Source organism: Sphingomonas sp., from assembly GCF_036387595.1.
Taxonomy (GTDB): Bacteria; Pseudomonadota; Alphaproteobacteria; order Sphingomonadales; family Sphingomonadaceae; genus Sphingomonas.
In genome coordinates this window covers 1-19907 of sequence record NZ_DASVTL010000004.1, presented here as the reverse complement: position 1 = coordinate 19907, position 19907 = coordinate 1, and the positions used below count along the sequence as shown (strand labels likewise).

The 19907-nt window shown below is 66.0% G+C and carries 20 protein-coding genes; 4 read left to right on the top strand and 16 right to left on the bottom strand.

What is annotated here, in order from left to right:
- Positions 1 to 1499 (top strand): AAA family ATPase (locus VF643_RS00325; protein ID WP_331041371.1); only part of this gene is annotated, 1499 nt, incomplete at its 5' end.
- Between the two features lie 15 nt (positions 1500 to 1514).
- On the opposite strand, the gene VF643_RS00320 is transcribed toward VF643_RS00325, so the two are convergent.
- Genes VF643_RS00320 through VF643_RS00275 form a run of 10 tightly spaced genes read right to left on the bottom strand, consistent with a single transcriptional unit; the run spans position 1515 to position 9835 of the window.
- On the bottom strand, positions 1515 to 2957 hold the full coding sequence (locus tag VF643_RS00320; RefSeq protein WP_331041370.1) for a carotenoid oxygenase family protein: 1443 nt from the start codon (positions 2955 to 2957) through the stop codon (positions 1515 to 1517).
- An 11-nt stretch (positions 2958 to 2968) separates the two neighbouring features.
- The gene (locus VF643_RS00315; protein ID WP_331041369.1) at positions 2969 to 4165 is read right to left on the bottom strand and encodes a M24 family metallopeptidase; all 1197 of its coding nucleotides are present in this window, start codon (positions 4163 to 4165) and stop codon (positions 2969 to 2971) included.
- A 1-nt stretch (position 4166) separates the two neighbouring features.
- Positions 4167 to 5123 carry a D-2-hydroxyacid dehydrogenase gene (locus VF643_RS00310; protein ID WP_331041368.1) on the bottom strand — a complete coding sequence of 319 codons (957 nt, stop codon included), beginning with the start codon at positions 5121 to 5123 and terminating at the stop codon, positions 4167 to 4169.
- On the bottom strand, positions 5120 to 5542 hold the full coding sequence (locus VF643_RS00305; protein ID WP_331041367.1) for a GlcG/HbpS family heme-binding protein: 423 nt from the start codon (positions 5540 to 5542) through the stop codon (positions 5120 to 5122). The genes VF643_RS00310 and VF643_RS00305 overlap by 4 nt, the downstream gene beginning before the upstream one ends.
- Positions 5539 to 6027: a hypothetical protein gene (locus VF643_RS00300; RefSeq protein WP_331041366.1), complete on the bottom strand. Its 489-nt coding sequence runs from the start codon at positions 6025 to 6027 to the stop codon at positions 5539 to 5541. The genes VF643_RS00305 and VF643_RS00300 overlap by 4 nt, the downstream gene beginning before the upstream one ends.
- Positions 6024 to 6890 (bottom strand): 3-hydroxyacyl-CoA dehydrogenase family protein, encoded by an 867-nt coding sequence (locus VF643_RS00295; RefSeq protein WP_331041365.1) that lies wholly within the window; start codon positions 6888 to 6890, stop codon positions 6024 to 6026. The genes VF643_RS00300 and VF643_RS00295 overlap by 4 nt, the downstream gene beginning before the upstream one ends.
- Complete coding sequence (locus VF643_RS00290) at positions 6887 to 7816, bottom strand: 3-keto-5-aminohexanoate cleavage protein (RefSeq protein ID WP_331041364.1); 930 nt, start codon at positions 7814 to 7816, stop codon at positions 6887 to 6889. Before VF643_RS00290 ends, VF643_RS00295 begins: the two co-directional genes overlap by 4 nt.
- 3 nt (positions 7817 to 7819) lie before the next feature.
- The gene (locus VF643_RS00285; protein ID WP_331041363.1) at positions 7820 to 8620 is read right to left on the bottom strand and encodes an SDR family NAD(P)-dependent oxidoreductase; all 801 of its coding nucleotides are present in this window, start codon (positions 8618 to 8620) and stop codon (positions 7820 to 7822) included.
- Entirely contained in the window at positions 8617 to 8982 is a 366-nt protein-coding gene (locus VF643_RS00280; RefSeq protein ID WP_331041362.1) for a cupin domain-containing protein, read from the bottom strand. Before VF643_RS00280 ends, VF643_RS00285 begins: the two co-directional genes overlap by 4 nt.
- 1 nt (position 8983) lies before the next feature.
- The gene (locus VF643_RS00275) at positions 8984 to 9835 is read right to left on the bottom strand and encodes a cyclase family protein (RefSeq protein ID WP_331041361.1); all 852 of its coding nucleotides are present in this window, start codon (positions 9833 to 9835) and stop codon (positions 8984 to 8986) included.
- 123 nt (positions 9836 to 9958) lie between these two features.
- Here VF643_RS00275 and VF643_RS00270 point away from each other — a divergent pair, with 123 nt between their 5' ends.
- Positions 9959 to 10762 carry an IclR family transcriptional regulator gene (locus VF643_RS00270; RefSeq protein ID WP_331041360.1) on the top strand — a complete coding sequence of 268 codons (804 nt, stop codon included), beginning with the start codon at positions 9959 to 9961 and terminating at the stop codon, positions 10760 to 10762.
- Between the two features lie 132 nt (positions 10763 to 10894).
- Here VF643_RS00270 and VF643_RS00265 read toward each other — a convergent pair whose 3' ends face one another.
- On the bottom strand, positions 10895 to 11620 hold the full coding sequence (locus VF643_RS00265; protein WP_331041359.1) for a GntR family transcriptional regulator: 726 nt from the start codon (positions 11618 to 11620) through the stop codon (positions 10895 to 10897).
- A 133-nt stretch (positions 11621 to 11753) separates the two neighbouring features.
- On the opposite strand from VF643_RS00265, the gene VF643_RS00260 reads away from it, so the two are divergent.
- A complete protein-coding gene (locus tag VF643_RS00260) occupies positions 11754 to 12845 on the top strand; it encodes an aromatic ring-hydroxylating dioxygenase subunit alpha (RefSeq protein WP_331041358.1) in 1092 nt (363 codons plus the stop codon).
- A gap of 80 nt (positions 12846 to 12925) precedes the next feature.
- On the opposite strand, the gene VF643_RS00255 is transcribed toward VF643_RS00260, so the two are convergent.
- From VF643_RS00255 to VF643_RS00235, 5 genes are read right to left on the bottom strand one after another with little or no spacing between them, the layout of a single operon-like run.
- On the bottom strand, positions 12926 to 14155 hold the full coding sequence (locus VF643_RS00255) for an MFS transporter (protein ID WP_331041357.1): 1230 nt from the start codon (positions 14153 to 14155) through the stop codon (positions 12926 to 12928).
- On the bottom strand, positions 14152 to 14925 hold the full coding sequence (locus tag VF643_RS00250) for a cyclase family protein (protein WP_331041356.1): 774 nt from the start codon (positions 14923 to 14925) through the stop codon (positions 14152 to 14154). Before VF643_RS00250 ends, VF643_RS00255 begins: the two co-directional genes overlap by 4 nt.
- A complete protein-coding gene (locus tag VF643_RS00245; protein ID WP_331041355.1) occupies positions 14922 to 15881 on the bottom strand; it encodes a fumarylacetoacetate hydrolase family protein in 960 nt (319 codons plus the stop codon). The genes VF643_RS00250 and VF643_RS00245 overlap by 4 nt, the downstream gene beginning before the upstream one ends.
- Before the next feature lies 1 nt (position 15882).
- Positions 15883 to 18276, bottom strand: coding sequence for a TonB-dependent receptor (locus VF643_RS00240; RefSeq protein WP_331041354.1), 2394 nt, complete (start codon positions 18274 to 18276; stop codon positions 15883 to 15885).
- Between the two features lie 36 nt (positions 18277 to 18312).
- Positions 18313 to 18987 carry a GntR family transcriptional regulator gene (locus VF643_RS00235; protein WP_331041353.1) on the bottom strand — a complete coding sequence of 225 codons (675 nt, stop codon included), beginning with the start codon at positions 18985 to 18987 and terminating at the stop codon, positions 18313 to 18315.
- 135 nt (positions 18988 to 19122) lie between these two features.
- Here VF643_RS00235 and VF643_RS00230 point away from each other — a divergent pair, with 135 nt between their 5' ends.
- The gene (locus tag VF643_RS00230; RefSeq protein WP_331041352.1) at positions 19123 to 19779 is read left to right on the top strand and encodes a DUF6538 domain-containing protein; all 657 of its coding nucleotides are present in this window, start codon (positions 19123 to 19125) and stop codon (positions 19777 to 19779) included.
- Positions 19780 to 19907 lie beyond the last annotated feature (128 nt).

The window sequence follows — 19907 nt, the reverse complement described above, 5'->3', positions numbered from 1 at the left end:
AACTCCACCACGGCGTGCGCATCACCGATGGCGCTTTGGTCGCCGCGGCGACGCTGTCGAACCGCTACATCACCGATCGCTTCTTGCCCGACAAGGCGATCGACCTGATGGACGAAGCCGCCAGCCGCATCCGCATGGAGGTGGAGTCCAAGCCCGAGGAGATCGAGACGCTCGACCGCCGCATCCTGCGGTTGAAGATCGAGCGCGAGGGGCTGCGCCGCGAAACCGACGAGGCTTCGCGCGACCGGTTCGCGAACCTGGAGGAGGAGCTCGCCAATCTCGAACAGCAGTCCGCCGAGCTGACGCAGCGATGGCAGGCGGAGAAGGAGAAGATCGCGGGCGAGGCGAAGCTGAAGGAGCAGCTCGACGCAGCGCGGCTCGAACTCGAACAGGCGCAGCGTTCGGGTGATCTCGCGCGCGCTGGCGAGCTATCCTATGGCCGCATCCCGCAGCTCGAGAAGCAGCTCGCCGAAGCCGCCGGCGCGACCCAGGGCGCGATGCTGCGCGAGGAGGTCACCGCCGACGACATTGCGGGGGTGGTCAGCCGCTGGACGGGGATCCCGGTCGATCGCATGCTCGAGGGCGAGCGCGAGAAGCTGCTGAATATGGAGGCGGCGATCGGCAAGCGCGTGATCGGGCAGGCCGACGCGATCCACGCGGTGTCGACCGCGGTGCGCCGCTCGCGCGCTGGCCTGCAGGATCCGAACCGGCCGATGGGATCGTTCCTGTTCCTCGGCCCTACCGGAGTCGGCAAGACCGAACTGACCAAGGCGCTCGCCGAGTTCCTGTTCGACGATCCCGCCGCGATGGTGCGCATCGACATGAGCGAGTTCATGGAGAAGCACGCCGTCGCCCGACTGATCGGCGCTCCCCCAGGCTATGTCGGCTATGAGGAAGGCGGCGTGCTGACCGAAGCGGTGCGGCGGCGCCCCTATCAGGTCATCCTCTTCGATGAGGTCGAAAAGGCGCATGGCGACGTCTTCAACGTGTTGCTCCAGGTGCTCGACGACGGCCGCCTGACCGACGGCCAGGGCCGCACCGTGGACTTCACCAACACGCTAATAATTCTCACTAGCAATCTCGGCAGCCAGTTCATGGCGTCTATGCGCGATGATGAGGAAGTTTCGTCGGTCGAGCCACAGGTCATGGACGTCGTCCGTGCGCATTTCCGCCCCGAATTCCTCAACCGCCTCGACGAGGTCATCCTCTTCCACCGCCTCGGCCAGGCGCACATGGCGCCGATCGTCGACATCCAGGTCGCCCGCGTCGGCAAGCTGCTCAAGGATCGCAAGATCGCGCTCGATCTGACCGATGCCGCCCGCGCATGGCTCGGCCGCGTCGGCTATGATCCCGTCTACGGCGCCCGCCCCCTCAAACGCGCGGTCCAGCGCCACCTCCAGGATCCGCTCGCCGAGATGATTTTGCGCGGTGAGGTGAAGGATGGCGCGCGGGTCGCGGTGGACGAGGGCGATGGAAAGCTGGCGTTGACGGTGCCGTAGGCCAGTGCCGCCAGCTCAGCCGGGAATCCAGATGCCGTGGAACCCCTCATGCACGCGCGTGGGGAAACGGATCGTCGCCACCGGCCCGGCACTCAGGTTCAGCGCATCGAGGATGACCAGATCGGTCCGGTTCTCGGCACGTCGCCCGACGATCGTCACCAGCCAGCCGTCGCCCTCCGACGCGTCCGGGCTGCGCGGGACGAACACGGGTTCCTCGGGCGAACTGTCCGGTCCGGCGTAATAATAATCGAGCGCGCCGCTATCCGCATCGAAATGACCGATGCACGTGAACGGCGGTCCTTTGGGTCCGAAGGGCAGCATCGGACCCAGATCGGTGTTGCTGGTGCCGAACCAGAAATGCCGCGTCTTTGTCGTCGCGTGGCGAAGGTCGATCATCGGCATCTCGCCGATATGCGGGAACATCTTCTCGGCGATGAACCCGCCGGTGTTCGATTCCAGGTCGATCGTCCAGCGATAGGCGAACGGCGGTTGTTCGCGCGTGCCCGGATTGTTGATGTCGGGGAATTGCGACAGCCAGCCGGTCTGCGTGATGAAATGCTCCAGATGGAGCAGGCTGCCCTCTTCCCACGCATTGAACGTGTGCGTCTGCATCACCGGGGTCGGGCTGTCGAACCAGCGGACGTTGCCGCCGCCGCCGGGCGCACGCGGCACCACCGCGACGGTGGTCGGGCGGGTGTCGTCCCAGTGGAAGAACGCCTCGCCCGCCTGCACCCGGTCCCAGTCGCACACCATCGGGCAGATGGTGAAGGCGATGTACTGCTCCGACAGCAGGCAATCGTGGATCATCGACGCATAAGGCGCGTGGAAGCGTTCGGTACGGGTCAGCGTGCCGTCGGCGGCGATGAAGTATATCTCGACCGCGGTGTCGGCGACGCCATCGACGAAATAGCCATAAGCGACCATCTCGCCGGTCGCCGGATCGACCTTGGGATGTGCGGTAAAGGTCTGGCTTTTCAGCGCCCCGTCGAAATCGTAGCTGCCGATCGTCGCCAGCGTCTCGCGGTCGATCGCCATCGGCCGTGCGGCTTCCTTGAGCGCGAGCAGCTTGCCGCCGTGCCAGACGACGGAGGTGTTGGCGGTGCCCCGGTCGACGCCCGCGACACTGGGATCGTCGGTGAACTGGTTGCGATAGCGGCCGAACAGCGCGCGCCCGGCGGCGCGTTCCAGCTTCAGCTTCTCGGTCTCGACATAGCGGGTCTTCAGGCTCGCGCGGCCGTTCGCGATGCGGACGCGGTGGAGCATGCCGTCGCCGTTCAGGAACAGGTCGTCCTCGAACATCGGCGGATATTGGTGATCCGCGCTGTTGCGGATGTAATCGCCGTTCATCCCGGCCGGTATGGTGCCGATCACCTCTAGGTCGTGAACATCACCCTCGATACGGACGGGCGCGGCATAGCCCCGGAAGACCGGCGTGTCGGGAAAGGCCAGATTGGTCACGGCGACGTCCTTCAGTTCAGCTCGGTGATGGTTTCCGGAAAGGCGTGGAGGCGCTCGGTCGCATCCTCACCGATCAGGTAATTGTCGCACAGCCAGTGCAGCCCCCCGTCGTCGAACCATGTCGGGTGGCACGACACGACCATGCCCGCGGCCAGCGTCATCGGCTCGTCGAAGCGCACGAGCGGTCGTTCGACCAGATCATAGCCCATCGAATGACAATGCAGCCGGTCCTCCTCGGGCTTCCCGTGCGCGCGCATGAAGGCGTTGTATTCGGTCCAGATCGCCGGGCAGGACGCACCGGGGCGAAGCCGGTCGAGCATGAAGGCGCGCGCCTCGCGCACGAATGCCAGGCCGTTGCGCATCGCCGCCGTCGGTGGCCCCAGCGTGGCAGTTCGCCCGAGTTCGCAATAATATCCGCCGGCGCCGCTATTCTCGATCAGCAGCGACATCTGGTCGCCGGGCTGGATGACGCGATTCTGATAATGCCGGTTGGCGAACTGCACGCCGACCCCGATCGGGGAGGAGGCGCACATGTACAGCCCTTGCTCGCTGCCTTCGCGCAAGCTGGCATATTCGGCCGCGGCGGTGACGTCGCGGTCGCGCGCGCCGGGGCGGAATGCGGCGAAGGCGGCCGTCATCGCCCGGTCCTGCATCGCGGCCGTCTCGCGGATCACCGCGATCTCGTCGGCGCTCTTGATCGCCTTGATCCGGTCGATCAGATCGGTGGCATCGACGAAGGTCGCATCCGAAAGCGGCCCGGTGCGCAATGCGTCGATCAGATGATGCGACAGCGTGGACAGCCCCACCAGCCCGATGGTCGCGCGAGCGTGGGGCGCGAGCGCCTTGGCCGTCAGCTCGGCGTCATAGGCATGGCTGTATCCGGCCGACGCATAGATGGCCGCGCTCAACACCCGATCGACCCCGCGGCGCCTGCCGTCGCCTTCCGGCGGCAAACGCCGGTCGACACCGAACGGACCCTGACCGATCATCGTCATGCCTTCGTCGCGCGGAAACACGACGATCTCGGTATATCCTTGCGTTGCGGGCAGATCGGTGAACCATTTGACGTAGCCGCCCATGAAGTCCTGATTGGCCTGGGTCAGCAGAACGTCGATGCCGGCCGCTTTCATCGCGGTGCGCACCGCCTTCCACCGGCGTTCCAGTTCGCGTGTCGCGATCGGCGTATTGACGCGTTCGTCCGACAGCATATCAGTTGACCCGGTTGATGAGGGCGGCGGTTCCACCGGCACGGTAGCGCGTGAAGTTGTCGGTGATCGCCGACAGCACCTGATCGGCATAGCCACCATGAAACCCACCCAGGTGCGGCGTGACGATGACCCGCGGATGCCGCCAGAAGCGGCTTTCGCCCGCGAGCGGCTCGTGCGCGAACACGTCGAGCGCCGCGCCTGAGATTTCGCCCGCATCAAGCGCGGCGAGCAGGGCGTCTTCGTCGACGACACCACCGCGCGCCAGATTGACGAGGCACGCATCCGGCTTCATCGCCGACAGCACGTCTGCGCCGATAAGGTGGTGCGTATCCGCGGAATAGGGCGTCAGCAGCACCAGCCAGTCGAGATCGCCGGCAATGCGCGGGAGATCGGCGCGCGGTTCCACGCGGTCGAAATGCGGCAGTTCGCGCGGGCTTGCACTGATCCCCACAACGGTCATGCCCAGCGCCTTGCACCTGGGCGCGAGGGCCTCCGCAATCGCACCCGTGCCAACGATGCCGACCGTCCCGCCGGCGAGCAGCCGCGGCGCGAACCGTTCCCATCTGCCCTCGTCCTGGTTGCGCACGATGCGCGGAATGTCGCGCGCCATCGCCAGCATCGCGCCGATCGCCGCTTCGGACATCTGGGCGCCATGCACACCGCGGACGTTGGTCACCGCGACGGTGGGCGACAGGTCCGGATGGCCCAGAATGTTGTCGGTGCCGGTGCCGATCGTCTGCACCCAGCGCAGGCGGCACGCAGCGCGGAAGACCGCACCCGCATCCGCGTCGAGCACGGGGCCGATGGTGACGAGTACCTCGACGTCGGCGATCACCGCCTCGACCTCGGCGAGCCGCCCGGTCTTGTGCACCGTCACGTCCGGGAACGCCGCCGCCAGCCGCTCGATCGCGATCGCGCTCAGCTCGGGTTCCTTGAGATAGGCGAGCACCGTCGTCATGCCTCGCCTACCAGCCCGGCGGCGGCGACGCCCGCCAGCGCGCAGATCTCGTCGTTGTCGGCGGTGTCCCCGCTGATCCCGACGGCGCCCAGCAATTCGCCGGTGGTCGAGCGCACCAAGATACCGCCCGGCACCGGCACCAGCGGCACCAGCGCGTTTACCGCCGCATAGAAGGCCGGAACCTTCGCTGCGCGGGTGGCGATGGCGCGTCCTCCCGACCGCATCCCGATGCAGCCTGCCGCCTTGGCATGCGCGATGTCGACCCGGTATGGCGCCGCCACCTCGGATCGCTGCACGACCAGGATAGCGCCGGCGGCGTCGAGAACGACGCAGCAGAGCGGCGCGAACCCATGCGCCACACCCGCCTCGATAGCAGCTGCGGCGATGGCGGCACTCTGGGCCAGCGTCAGCACGGTCACGCGCGTTCGTCCGCCAATGCGCGCATGACCACCATGGGGGTCATCGTCAGCCCGACGATCGTGCCGAAAAGTACGTTGAAGATCACGAACCCGGCGGTGTCGAGCGGCAGAATGCCAAGGACGGTCGCAACAGCGGCGCCCGCAGGAACCAGCAGGATCATCGCGACCAGGCTCATGATGATCGCCCGCGCGACGACATTGCCGGGCAAGCTGCGAACGAGTGGCGGCAGTTCGGATGGAGCAAGCGCCAGCGCCGGCTTCGCTCGCACCCGTTTGCGGATCAAGAGCGTCACGATCGCGGTCATCAGCAAGGTGGCGATGCCCGATCCCTTCGCCATCCCGGCCAACAGCCCCTGCGCTCCGGCCAACATGGCGGGCGGGGTCACTCCTGCGGCCCAGATGATCGCGGTCGGGACGATTGCGTTGATCGCGACGCTGACCATCGTTTCATTGCGGATCGCGGCGCGTTGGTGCGCGCCGATCATGTCGCGGTGCCGGGCGCGAAGCTGGCGCGCAGATGCGTCGAAAGCCGATCGCGAAGTATCGCGACATTTTGGGCGTTCCAGCCGGTGTGGAAGCCCTTTCCCGCGGCTATCCCCGCCGCCCCCGCCCCGATCCGATCGCGCAGGCCAGGCGACGGCTCGGTCGCGCGGCTGAGCATCGGCAGCACGACACGGTGGATTTGTTCGGTAAGTTCGAGACCGACGAGGTCGGCATTTTCCAGCGGACCGAGCACCGCCAGCCGTGCGCCGAAGCTGCGCTTGACGATCCGATCGACATCCTCGGGCGTGCAGAGTCCCTCATCCACCAACGCCATCGCCTCACGCCATAGCGCATGTTGCAGGCGGTTGCCGGGAACGACGTCGCCATCGACCCGCACCGGCTCGCGGCCTGCCTGGATCAGCAGCGACATCGTCCGTTCGACGGTCGCGGGCACGGTGCGCGGGCCGCGGATCACCTCGACGAGGGGGATGAGATCGGGCGGGTTCCAGAAATGCGTGCCGACCACGCGCCCCGCCTGTGCATCGTCGATCCGGGCTGCAACCGTGCCCACCGGGATCACCGACGAGTTCGTGGCGAGGATCGTCCCCTCACCCGTCAACCCAGCGAGTTCGGCGAACAGCGCCTGCTTGGCTTCGGCGATCTCGGCGATCGCCTCGATGACGAGATCGGCATCCTGCACCGCATCGGCGAGATCGCGCGCGACGCGCACGGAGCCGCTCGCCAGTCGCGCGGCGGCGTCCGCATCCCGGTCCCAGATGGTGACCGGCCAGCCTTGCGCGGCGAACAGGCGGGCCAACCCTGCCCCCATCAGCCCGGCGCCGATCAAGGCAACCCGCGCTGTCATGCGATACGCACGAGATCGCGACCTTTGAGCGCCAACATCGCCCGCGCCTCGCTTGGCGTGGCAGGTTCGAGGCCCAATTCCGCCAGGATGGTCCTGATCTTGGTCACCTGTTCGGCGTTGCTCGCGGCCAGCTTGCCGCGGCCGATGAACAGGCTGTCCTCCAGCCCGACGCGCACGTTTCCGCCCATCATCGCCGCCTGGGTGACCAGCGGCATCTGCGCCCGCCCCGCCGCGAGCACCGACCACACGTAATCGTCGCCGAACAGGCGATCGGCGGTGCGGCGCATGAACACGACATTGTCCGGCTCCGCACCGATACCGCCTAGGATGCCGAAGACGCTCTGGATGAAGAACGGGGGTTTCAGGATGCCACGGTCGGCGAGGTAGGACAGATTGTAGAGGTGACCGATATCGTAGCATTCATGCTCGAACCGCGTGCCGTGATCGCTCATCAGTTCCGCCACGCGGCGGATGTCGGCAAAGGTGTTGCGGAAGATGAACTTCTCGCTGTCCGCGATGTAGCGCGCTTCCCACGGAAACTTCCAGCGATCGACCTTGCGCCCCATGTCGTGGAACGAGAAGTTCATCGACCCCATGTTGAGCGAGCACATTTCGGGCGAGAAGTGCAATGCCGCGGCCAGCCGGTCGTCCGGGCTCATATCGGGGCTGCCGCCCGTGGTCAGGTTGATGACCGCGTCCGTAGCGGCATGGATTTGCGGCAGGAAGCGCTGGTACACTGCCGGGTCGCCGGTGGGCGATCCGTCTGCCGGGTTGCGCGCGTGCAGGTGAAGGATCGCCGCACCGGCCTGCGCCGCAGCTATCGACTGCGCGGCCAGATCCTCGGGCGTCCACGGCAGCGCGTCGGAGAGCGTCGGCGTGTGGATGCCGCCGGTTATCGCGCAGGTGATGATGACCTTGTTCGCCATGCCTTATCCCGCGGTATAGCCGCCGTCCGGATAGACGACATGGCCGGTATGAAAATCGGACGCGCGCGAGCAGAGGAACAGCAGCGGTCCTGCAAGGTCTTCGGGTTCGCCCAACCTGCCGACGGGCACCCGCGCCAGGAACCCTGCACGTACCGATCGCGCGTGATCGTCGTCGGCGAACATCCACGCGGTCAGGGGGGAGCGGAAGACGGTGGGCGCGATCGCGTTGACGGTGATGCCGTGCCTGCCCCATTCGCAGCCGAGCGCACGCGTCATCCCGTCGACCGCGGACTTGGACGTGCAATAGGCCGAATAGCCTGCCGGATGGCCCAGCTTGCCCCGTGCAGACGAGGTGAAGACGACCTTGCCCCCCGTCCCTTGCGCGATCATCGCCGCGCCGGCGGCGCGCGCGATCAGCCAGGCGCCCTCGACATTGGCGAGCATGACGCGGCGAAATCGCTCGGGCGGCATCGTCTCGATCGCGGCAACGTCGTTCGTTCCGGACGCGACGACCAGGATGTCGATCGCGCCATAGGTCTCGATTGCCGCACCGACGATCGCATCGCAATCGGCCTCGGTATTGGGGCGGCGAGCGACGGCGACCGCGTCGATCCCCTCCGCGACCAGTTCGGCGACGAGTGTGGCGAGATGCTCGCCGCTGCCCGCGGTGATCGTCAGCCTCGCACCAGCCCTCCCCAGGGTGGCGCAGACGACCTTGCCGAAGGCGCCGGTCGCGCCGACGATCACCGCGGACTTGCCGGCCACATCGAACAGGTTCGAAACCTCGATGGCGGGCAAGCTCATGCCGCGTCCTCCCGGCCGACAGGCGCCGGGCCTGGCATGACGACGATCATGCTCGCCGCCGCCGAACCATCGTTGCGGACCGCGCGCGATTCGCCCGGCGCGATGTAACAACTGTCGAGCCTGCCCAGCGTCGTGCTTTCACCGTTGCCGAGCGTCACCGTGACGTCGCCGTCGAGCACGACGTAGATCTTGCCAAGCGGCCCCGCGTCCATGTCCGCGCCGCCGCCGGGCGCGATATGGCTGAGACCGACCCAGGCGAAATCGGCCGGACTCGCCTCCATGCCCTGAAGCCGGAGCGCCGTGCAGCCGTGGTGGAGCGGCGGGTGATATTCGCGCGCGGCGCCGGCTCGCGTGACGTGCATGTCAGGCGTCCCGGCCGGTTTCGATGCGATATTCGCCCGAGGGATCGACGATCGCGACAAGCCGCACGATGCACCCGTCTCCCTTGGTCCAGCGCCACGGGAATGCCGCGAAGGTCACACGCTTGCCCGTGACCTTGTCGATGTCCCCGCCGACATTTTCGAACCCCAGGATGCCTGCCGACAGGATCGCATTGTGGCATGGCTCCCACTCGGGGAAATCCTCGATCACCCGGCGTCCGGTCAGCGCGAAATATTCGTCGTTGATGTCGGGCAGCAGGCCATTGGGCTTACCCGGCCCGTGCGGCCCGATCGCGGTGCCCAGCGGATGATCGAGCGCCTGGGTGTCGGACCCGCACATCTTGACCTTGCGCTTGACGAACCATTCGCCCGCTTCCTTGTAGAAGCCCGGAGAATAGCCGTAATAGTGCGAGTTATCCCCGTAATATTTGTGCCAGCCGGTGTTGACGATGACGATGTCGCCTTCGCGGATTTGCGGCCGCGCGTTCTCCAGATCCTCTGCGGTGATTACTTCCCACTTCTTCTTAGGAATGGAAACGACCACCCCCGTACCGAAGAAATACGGCAGCGGAACCTCGTCCATGAACGGCGTCCCCTGGACGACATGAGCAGGCGCATCGACGTGCGTTCCGGAATGCATGACGGTGGTGATCTTCTGGGTCAGCACACCCGACTTGGACATGCCGTGAAGCCGCTCGATCTTCACGTCTTCGAAATACGGCCAGCATGGCTGACCAAGACCCCAAGGATGAGACAGATCGTAGAACTGCAGCCCCATCGGGTTCGCCAGATTCGACGACTCGAATTTGCACAAGTCTGGGTCTCGCCAATCCATGTCACTCTCCTGTATTGTATTGCGGTACATAATAACCGCATTACGGGATTGTGTCTAGTGCGTTGATGCGCCGATCGGCAGATCGGTGGACGGCTGCGAGGAAGGGTGACAATGGCAGAGGCGATGACGGAACCGACCCCGACACCTGCCGATCGCAGCGGTATTCAGGTCATCGCGCGTGCCGCGTCGATCTTGCGCGCCCTGGAGACCGAGCCTGCTGGGCTGAGCCTGGGCGATCTCGCCACCCGACTCGATCTCGCGCGATCGACGGTACAGCGCATCGTCGGGGCGCTGATCGACGAAGGCTTGCTGATAAGTGCAGGGCCGCGATCGGGCGTAACGCTTGGCCCTGCCCTCACGCGGCTGGCTGCCGCGGCCATCATCGACACCGAACAGGCGGTGCGCCCCTTCCTCCAGGAAATATCGCGCGCGATCGGCGAGACGGTCGATCTGTCCATTCTGCAAGGCGGGTGCGCCGTGTTCGTGGATCAGGTCGTGGGAACCTCACGGCTGGTCGCCATCTCTGCGGTCGGCGAGACGTTCCCGCTACATTGCACCGCCAACGGCAAGGCGCTGCTCAGCCGCCTGCCGCCCGAGCGTCGCGACCGCATCCTCGCTGCGCGGCTGACCGCTTATACCGCCAACACGCTGACCAATCGGGCCGCGCTAGATCGCGACCTCGATCTGGCGGCCTCGACGGGGATTGCCTGGGATATCGAAGAGCATACGGATGGCATCTGTGCTGCCGGCAGCGCCTTCGTCGATCCCATCGGTCGCAGCTTTGCCCTGTCCGTACCCGTACCCACGGCGCGCTTCGCGGCCAAGCGCGAGGCGATCGCGGAGACGCTGGCCGATGCCTGCACCCGGCTGCTCGCAAAGATTCCGGGCTCGTCCGGTGGCGCGATACGGAACAACCGGCGCGACTGAACCGCGGTAGAGCAGTCTCAGGCGGCGCGGTCGCATCCTGGCTGCGCGACCGTCACGGTCGGCAAGTCCACCGACCGGCGTCGCGCACCGGCACCGGGCGCACGGCCGGGTTCCCCGCGCACCTGCTTCGGATCACATGAGAATGGTGTCCGCCTCGGCGCCTTCCGATCGTCCGGCGGCCTCGATCCCGAATCGCTCGAACACGCCGGTACTGCCGATCGCCATCCTGGCGTGATCTCGCATGATCGCCTCCGCAGTATCGGCATCGCCCCGCCGAATTGCGTCGGCGACCGCGTGATGCTGTTCGTGCGCCCCCAGCAGATGCTGGTATTCGGCCGCCCGGTTCTGCCAGTCCAGAGCGAGCGCCGCTGCCGATGCGAAGGGCAGGTGATTGTTGCGGACCAGCGCGATGCCGATCGCAGGATTGCCGCTGGCCCTCACCAGCAGTTCATGGAACATCAGGTTGTACGCGTAGAATTGCTCGAGATCGCCATCGTCGAGACTCCCTTTCGCAAAGATCGCGTTGCCATCATCCAGACATCGCTGCATCGCCGCGGCGGTTGCCGTATCCACCCCCCCCGTCGCCAACCGCCGGGCCGCCAATCCCTCCAGCACGCCGCGAACCTCGATCGCGCCTTCGATCTGCACGCGTGACGGACCGCGTGCGGCATAACCGCGCGCACCCAGTTTGACGACCAGCCCCTCCTGCTCGAGGGCGCGCAGCGCCGTGCGGACCGGCATGCGCGAGACGCCCAAAGCCTCCGCGGTCGCGATTTCCGCGATGCGATCGCCGTCCCGCAGGGTGCCCGCCGCGATCATCGCGCGCAGTGCAACGATCACCCGCTGCCCTGGCTTCATGCAACGCGCCGCGGCAGGCACAACGCTTCTTCCAACATCATCCGACCAAACATCCTTCGCGGCCAATTGACTTCCCGTCCGAGCGGCTGCTTTATTGGATCCAATAGAGCAGCCGAGGGTGAGGACCGATCCTATGCGTGATTCCATCGAGACGCGACAGCCCGCACCGTGGCCGATGAACGCCTGGTACGTTGCGGCCACGCCCGACGAGATCGACGGGAAACCGCTGGGCCGTCGCATCTGCGGCGAGCGGATGGCGATCTTTCGCGATGCGGAGGGTCGGGCGGCGGCGGTCGAGGATTTCTGCCCGCATCGCGGCGCGCCGCTGTCGCTGGGGTTCGTTCGCGATGGTGCGCTCGTCTGCGGCTATCACGGGCTGGCGATGGGTTGCGATGGCCGTGCGGTCGGCATGCCCGGACAGATGGTACGCAATTTCCCGCCGATCCGCGCCTTCGCCACCGTTGAGCGTTACGGCTTCATCTGGGTCTGGCCGGGCGAAGCGACACGCGCCGACCCGGCGAAACTACACCACTTGCCCTGGGCGGGCAGCGACCGATGGGCCTATGGCGGCGGCATGTTTCGCGTGGCTTGCGATTACCGGCTGATGATCGACAATCTGATGGATCTGACCCACGAAACCTATGTCCATGCGTCCAGCATCGGGCAGAAGGAAATCGACGAAGCGGCGGTCAAGACGCGGGCGGATGCCGATGAGGTCGTCACCAGCCGGTACATGGAGAACGTTAACCCTCCCCCGTTCTGGCAGATGGCGCTACGCGGTTCGGGCCTGCCGGACGACGTGATGGTCGATCGCTGGCAGACGTGCCGTTTCTCGCTGCCCAGCCATGTGATGATCGAGGTCGGCGTCGCGCTTGCGGGTCGCGGCGGGTATGATGCCGATCCGGCCGTAAAGGCATCGAGCATCGTCGTCGATTTCATCACCCCGGAAACTGAGACTTCGCACTGGTATTTCTGGGGCATGGCGCGTCAGTTCGCGATCCACGACACCGCCCTCACCGATGAAATCCGCGCAGGGCAACAAAGGATTTTCAGCGAGGATCTCGAAATGCTCGAACGCCAGCAGCATAATCTCTCCGATCACCCCGATCGCAAACTGCTCAAGCTGAACATCGACGCCGGGGGAGTGCGATCGCGAATGATGATCGACCGCGCGATCGCGGGAGAACGGGACGCGGCGCAGGCGACACCCTCGCTGCTACGGTGAAGCATCGGCAGCACAAGATCGCCGTCTCACGAATGCGCCATCTAGCCGCGTAACGACCGATATGCTTACACTTGGAGACCCTAGTCAGGCACGCCATCATCCCAGGCTGGAACATGACGGAGGCGCGCGGCGACCAACACCGACGCGGCCAGCAGGCCGGCCGCGCATAGCAACGACACCACGTAAGTGCCCGTCGCATCCCTGAGTGCGCCCGAGAGTGCCGGGCCGATCGCGCCGCCCAGCAGAAAACACGCATAGATCGCGCCATAGGCTTTGCCGTAAGCGGTCGGCGGAAAATGCCGCGCCACCAGAAAGGCGATCAGGTCGACCTCCGCGCCGACCGCCAGGCCGGTCACCAGCGCGCCGAAGGCGGCAAGTCCGATGCCGCCAATTGCCAGGATGGTCAGGCCGATGGCGGTCAGCAGAAACAGCATCATGGTGACCAGCGGCGCGGCGACGCGGTCGAGCAGCAGGCCCGCCGCGATGCGTCCACCGATCGCCGCGACCCCGATCAGTGCGGTCAGCCGCCCCGCGGTGCCCGCGTCCAGTCCGCGATCGGTCAGCATGGGCACGAACTGGACGACCGTCCCCAGCACCGCCGTCGCTGCCAGAAAAAAGGTGACGGCCAGCAACGCAAAGGCGGGCGATCGCGCGAGTACGGCGATCGGCACCTCGCCTGCGGGCGGGGTGCGGACTTCGGCTTCACACCGCGCGAGCAGCAGCGCCAAGACCGGCACGGCGAGTCCCGCCACCACCGCAAGCACCAGAAATCCCGCGCGCCAGCCGTGTGTGGCGACGAACGGCGTCAGCAGCGCGGGGATCAGGATGCCGCCGATGCCGGTTCCCGCCAGCGTCAGCCCGAGCGCCAACCCTCGTGCCCGAGAAAAGGCGACGACCACGAGCCGCGTGAACGACAGCGGACTCGAGCCGGCCGTCACCAGGGAGAGCGCGAAGCTGAGAAAGAGGAAGCTGGCCAGCCCCACGGTCAGCCAACCTATCATCGCAAAGCCCAGGGCAAGCACGATCACCGACCCCAGGCCGACGCGCTTGGCGCCAAGCCGATCGACGAGCCGCCCCGTGGGAATCGCCGCGAGCGCCGCCCCCGCGGTGCCAACTAGCGCGCCCAGCGACGCCGCACCGCGCGACCAGCCGAACTCGGCCGCCATGGGCTTGATGAAGATGCCCAGCGAATAGAAGTATAGCGAACTGACGCCCGCGGCGATGCCCAGGAACGCCGCCGCCAGCACCGGCCAGCCGCGCGCGAACTCTTGCCCGGTGCTCATGCGCAAGGATGCGGCCGGCGCGGTCATGCGTCGAGCAATGCGACGGCGCGGACCCAGCCGGCCGACGCGCGTTCGATCTTGACGGGAAAGCACGCGACGGTGAAGCCGTGCGCGGGCAGACTCTCCAGATTGTGGAGCTTCTCGATCTGGTAATAGGGCCGCTCGCGTCCCGCCTTATGTCCTTCCCAGACCAGCGCTGCATTCCCCGTCTGTGCATAGGCACGCGCGGTATGGACGAATGGCGCATCCCACGACCAGGCATCGGTGCCGACCACCTGGACGCCGCGCTCGGTGAGGTAGTTGGTGCCCTCCCGGCCGACGCCGCAGCCGCTGGCGACATAGTCCGGGCCGCCATAGGCTGAACCCGCGGCGGTGTTGACCAGCACGATGTCGAGCGGCTGGAGCGCGTGGCCGATCCGCTCCAGTTCAGCCTCGATATCGCTCGCGGTGGCGACATAGCCGTCCGCGAAGTGACGAAAGTCGAGCTTGACGCCGGGGCGCAGGAACAGGTCCAGCGGTGCCTGGTCGATCGTCGGCGCCGGCCTTGCCCCGTCGTCGGTCGTCGAATGGTAATGCCATGGCGCATCCATATGGGTGCCCGCATGGGTCGAGAGTTGCACCTCCTCGACCGCCCAGGCCTCCCCATCGGGCAGGTCGTCGGCGGTCAGGCCGGGAAAGAAGGGCAGCATCTGCGCGACGCCTTCGCGATGGTCGGAATAGGCGATGCGCGGGCGCAGCGGCGGCGGATCGGTGACCACGTCGTTGGACAAGGGGATGGATAGATCGACGAACCTCATAGCGTCAGCCTCTCGGGTACATGCGGCGCACGGATTCGCGTCTCGATCCGACCGATACGCTCGATCTCGAGCGCTATGACGTCATCGTGGCGCAGGAAGCGCCCGAGTTCCAGCCCGCAGCCGCCCCCGACCGTGCCGGAGCCTAGCACCTCGCCGGGATGAAGCGTTTCCGCTCGGCTGACATGCTCGATCAGCTGCCCCCAGGACCAGTGCATGGTGCCGCTGTTCCCCTCGCTCCACAGTTCGCCGTTGACATAGGCACGCATCGCCAGCGCCGGCGCGTTGCCGAACTCGTCAGCCGTGACGATGACCGGCCCGAGCACGTTGGCACCGTCGAAGTCCTTGCCCTTGGCGGGCCCGAGCGGCCCCTGCATCTCGCGGAACTGCCAGTCGCGCGCGGTCAGATCGTTGAAGATCGTATAGCCGAATATGTGTGCGTGCGCGTCACGAGCCGCGATGTCGCGCCCCCCGCGTCCGATCACGCACGCGAGTTCGAGCTCATAGTCGATGACTTTGGACCCGGCAGGCCAGTCGATCGTGCTCGACCCGGCGACCGCGAAGCGATTGCCTTTGTAATAGATCGGCTGCTCGTACCAGATCGGCGGCACCGGCATCGGTTCGGGCGGCGCCGGTGGCCCGCCCCATGTCGCCCTCAGCTTCGCGCCCTGCCAGCCGGCCATGCGCATATGCTCCTCGAACACCAGGAAGTCGCGCATCTGCGCCGGGCGGGGCAGCGGTGCGAGCCACCGGACGCCAGCCGGATCGATCGTCTCCGCCGCTTGCGTGACCAGGCGACCGGCGGCGGCGAGCGCCTCCGCCCCCCCTTCGATGAGCGCCTGCATCGACACGAACGCCGGGGAGGCATCGCGCGCCGCAAGATCGACGATCCCGCCATCCCCGGCGAGCGCGCCCAGCCGCTCGCCGCCGCCATTCTGGACAAAGGTCAGCAACCGCATCTCAGAACGCCACGTCGAGCTGCGCGCCGATGCGCCGGGGATCGTTGAGCGCGCCATTGGGCAGGCCGAAGAACGCCGAGACCTGGCTGAAGTGGCGGTTGTCGAACGCGTTCTTGACGAACACCGATACGGTCCACTTCTCCGCCCGGTCGCCGAAGCCGATCCGCGCGTCGACCTCCTCCCAGCCCCGCTCGCGAAAGGTCGGTGCCTGTTGCTGGGTTTCGAGGAAAAAGACGCTGCTTTGGTGGCGGACGGACGCTTGCGCACTTGCCTTATAGTCTGCGCCGACGTCCCATTTGTAGCGGCCGTTGAGCGCGAACTGGAACTTGGGCGCGCGCGTCAGGCGGTTGCCCGCGATGTCCTCGAATGCGATCGCGGGATTGGTGCCGAACACATAGCTTTGCGCCGCCACCGTCGAGAGCGTGCCCCTACGGAACTTGGCGTCGAGGAACGAGGCGTTGGCGTCGAAGCGCAACCCCCGGACAGGCGCATAGGTCGCTTCCAATTCTATGCCCTGCGAGCGCGCTGCGGCGGCGGATTCGATCCCGACACCCCCGGCGGGCACGGGCGTGCGGACCTGGAGATCGCGATAGTCGTAGCGAAAGGCCGACGCGTTGAACCGCACCGTCGAGGTCACGTCGCTCTTGAAGCCCACCTCGTACGCGTTGATCTTTTCGGGATCGAACACCGGGTTGTTGCCGCGAAAGACGTTGAACCCGCCGGATTTGAAGCCCTTGCTAAAGCTCGCGTAGAGCAGCGTGTCTGGGGTCGCTTTCCAGTCCACCACGATACGCGGCGAAAAGTTGGTGTCCTTGCGCCGGAGGTTCAGCGCAGGCGGCGCGCTCAGCACCTGGCCTGCGGGAAAGAAGGCGGGGCCAGGCGGGTCGAACTGGCGGATCAGCGTCACCAATTGCGTATTGTTGAAGCGTTTGGTCTCCTCGCTGTAACGCCCGCCGAGCGACAGCTTGACCGTGTCGGTGAGCGCGTAGGAGGCGTTGGCGAACGCCGCCCAGTTGCGGGTCCGCTGATCGGCGTTGAAGACGACCAGCGTTCCGGCCGCGCCCGGGCCGGCCAGATTGTTGGTGATCGACACCGGCTCCACCCTGTTCTTCTCGGTGAAATAATAGCCGCCGACCAGCCAGCTGAACGGCCCCTGCCCGCTCGATGCCAGCCGCAGTTCCTGGCTGAACTGCAAATCCTCGGCCACCGTGAAATTGTTGCCGACGTTGGTAATCGCCGGGCCGCCGACGAAGGCGGGATTGGGCGGGTTGACGCCGGTGCCGTCGGAATCCTGCGAGCCGATCTGGTCCCATTCGCGGTAGTTGGTGACCGACGTCAGCGTCGCCGCATCCAGCGCATAGGTGATCCGGCCGGTCAGATTGCGCCCGCGGGTGCGCGAATAGGTGCGGAAGTTCAGGTCGTACCGGTTGTTCTGGCGCACCTCGTCCAGGTCCGGCCGGGCGACATAGGGGAAAACGACGTTGGAGCCTGTCGGATTTGCGCTTTCATCGCGCAGGTTGCGGGTGTCCGAAATGGCGATCGTCCCCGGTTCCGAGCGCGAATAGCTGACGTCCCCGATCAGGTCGATCGTCAGCGCATCCACCGGACGATAGCGGAAGAACGCGCGCAGCTGCCAGTCGCGGCCGGTGTTGAGCTGCGGTCCCGACCGGTTGCTGCCCCAACCGCCCCGGTTCGAATAGCCGCCCGCGACCCGCGCGGTGAGAGTACCGGCCTTGTCGATCGCGCCCGAGATCGCGGCTTGCGCGCGGAACGTGTCGATCGAATCATATCCCACGCTGGCCCGGCCCGAGAGGTCTGCAGTCGGCTCGGCCGAGCGGACCAGCACCGCGCCGGCGGTCGAGTTGCGCCCGTACAGCGTCCCTTGCGGGCCACGCAGCACCTCGATGCCGCCGATGTCGATCAGGTCGGCGGTAGAAAGGCGCAGGCGCGACACATAGGCGTCGTCGACATAGACCGCAACCGGCTCGTCAGCGAACACGTTGCCGCCGCCGTTCGCGCCGCCGATGCCGCGGATGCTGAGCGGTGCGGAGCCGTAATTGACGGAGTTGGTGACGACCAGTCCGGGCACGGTCGCCCCCAGATCCTGGAGCGTGCGGACCTGGTTTTCGACCAGGAAGCTGCCGCTGACGACCGACACCGCGACCGGCACGTCCTGCAACCGCTCGTCGCGGCGCTGGGCGGTGACGACGATGTCCTCCAACCCCTCCGTCTGCGCAGCAGGATCGCTGGTCGCGACCGTCGATCCGACGGTTGCTGTGGGCGATGGCACGGTTTGTGCCGCCGGATCGCTGCTCCCGGCGACCTGTGCATAAGCGCTGCCGGACACCAGGCAAAGCGCGATCGTGGCGGCCGAAGCCGCAGAAAGTCCCTTCATGATCCTCTCCTTATCCGGGCTCAGGCCCAGTCTTGTTCAGTCTTGGCGGGCGAAATTGGCGGGCTGCCAGAAGTCGGCGGCATCCAGCGCGTCGACGGTAATCATCATGTGGCGCTCGATCGCGACGACGGCCTCGTCCACCTTGCGGGCAAGTGCGAGCGCGACGAGCCGCTCATGCTCCTCGACATGCGCATGGGCCGACACGTGCGGCGTCACGATGACGCGGCGATAGCGCGTGTGCTGGTCCTGAAGCCGCTTCTGCGTGGCGATCAGGCGCGGTGATGCGCAAGCGGCGATCAGCGAAGCGTGCAGCGCCTCGTGCGCCTCCTCCCACGCACGCAGCGTGTCCTCGTCTTCAAATGCCGTTTCCGATTTGAGCCGGTAACGATGCATGGCCGAGACGACGCCGACCTCCCAATCATGGTCGCCGCGCTCGATCGAACGGCGCAGCGCAGCCGTCTCGATTGCCGCGCGGGTGACCGCGATGTCGGCCAGATCGTCGCGCGAAAGGGCGGGAACGCGAAAGCCCCGGTTCGGCTCGAGTTCGACCAGGCCTTCGGCGGCCAATCGCGACAATGCCTCGCGGATCGGAGAAAAACCGACGTCGAACCGGCCCTTCAAATCCTCCATCCGGAGCCAGGAATCGGCTGAGATGCGACCACGCACGATGTCGTCGCGCATTTCGCTTTCGATCGAACGTCGCTTGGCCATGCCGATCCTCCTGATCGCTCTTCATAATTGCCGTTTTCGAAAACGCAACTGTTTTGCGAATATGAATTCCGTTTGCGATCACGGCCGCAAAGCGGCAACGCCCCGCATGCCGTGGATGGCACTGCTTATGGTCGCATGAAGAAACCGAAGACTCGCTCGGTCCGGCCATCGGGCCGGCGGACGAGGTTGGCTGGGGCGACAGGGTTCGAACCTGCTACACCGTTCGCTCTCCTTGTCACTCACCCACTTAACGGGTCAAGCTGTCTGCTACAATCTGCTGCTACCATGCCTGCTACAAGCACTGTACTCGAAAAGTATATGGTCAAGCGGCCAGGCTCCACAATGTGGCAGCTTCGCAAGCCGGTTCCCGCCGACGTTCAAGCGGCGTTCGGCCGCTCTGTCATTACCAAGTCGTTGGGAACCAGCAATGATCGTGAAGCGACCAAGGTTGCCATGGCTATCCTCGAAAGCTTAGATGAACAATGGGCAACGATTCGCCTCAACCCACTTTCTGCGTTGATCGACCTCGAGCCAAGATCATCCGCCCGCGTTGTGCCTTCGGAATTGGCCAAACAGGCCATCATCCGTGCCGTGTACGAGCAGGTCGTCGGTCAAATCGAAGCGCGCGATCACGCCCGCTTCTTGAACGATCGAACCGCACACTCGAGCAGCGCCGAGGAGCGTCGAGCTTCAGCCCGCGAGCTGAACCGCGAGGTGCGAGCAGGGAATGTCGAGAGGTTTGTTGGTCCAACCGAGAAGATGCTGACAAATCGCGGCGTTAGAGCGGGATGACATTGCTCTGAATCGATTGAGGATTCCGTTGGGGCGAGAAGTCTGATTCAAGATGCAGGCTGGGCGAGGAGGCCAGCCTTGATGGCGAAGCCCTATTCGATGGACTTGCGCGAGCGGGTGGTTGCCGC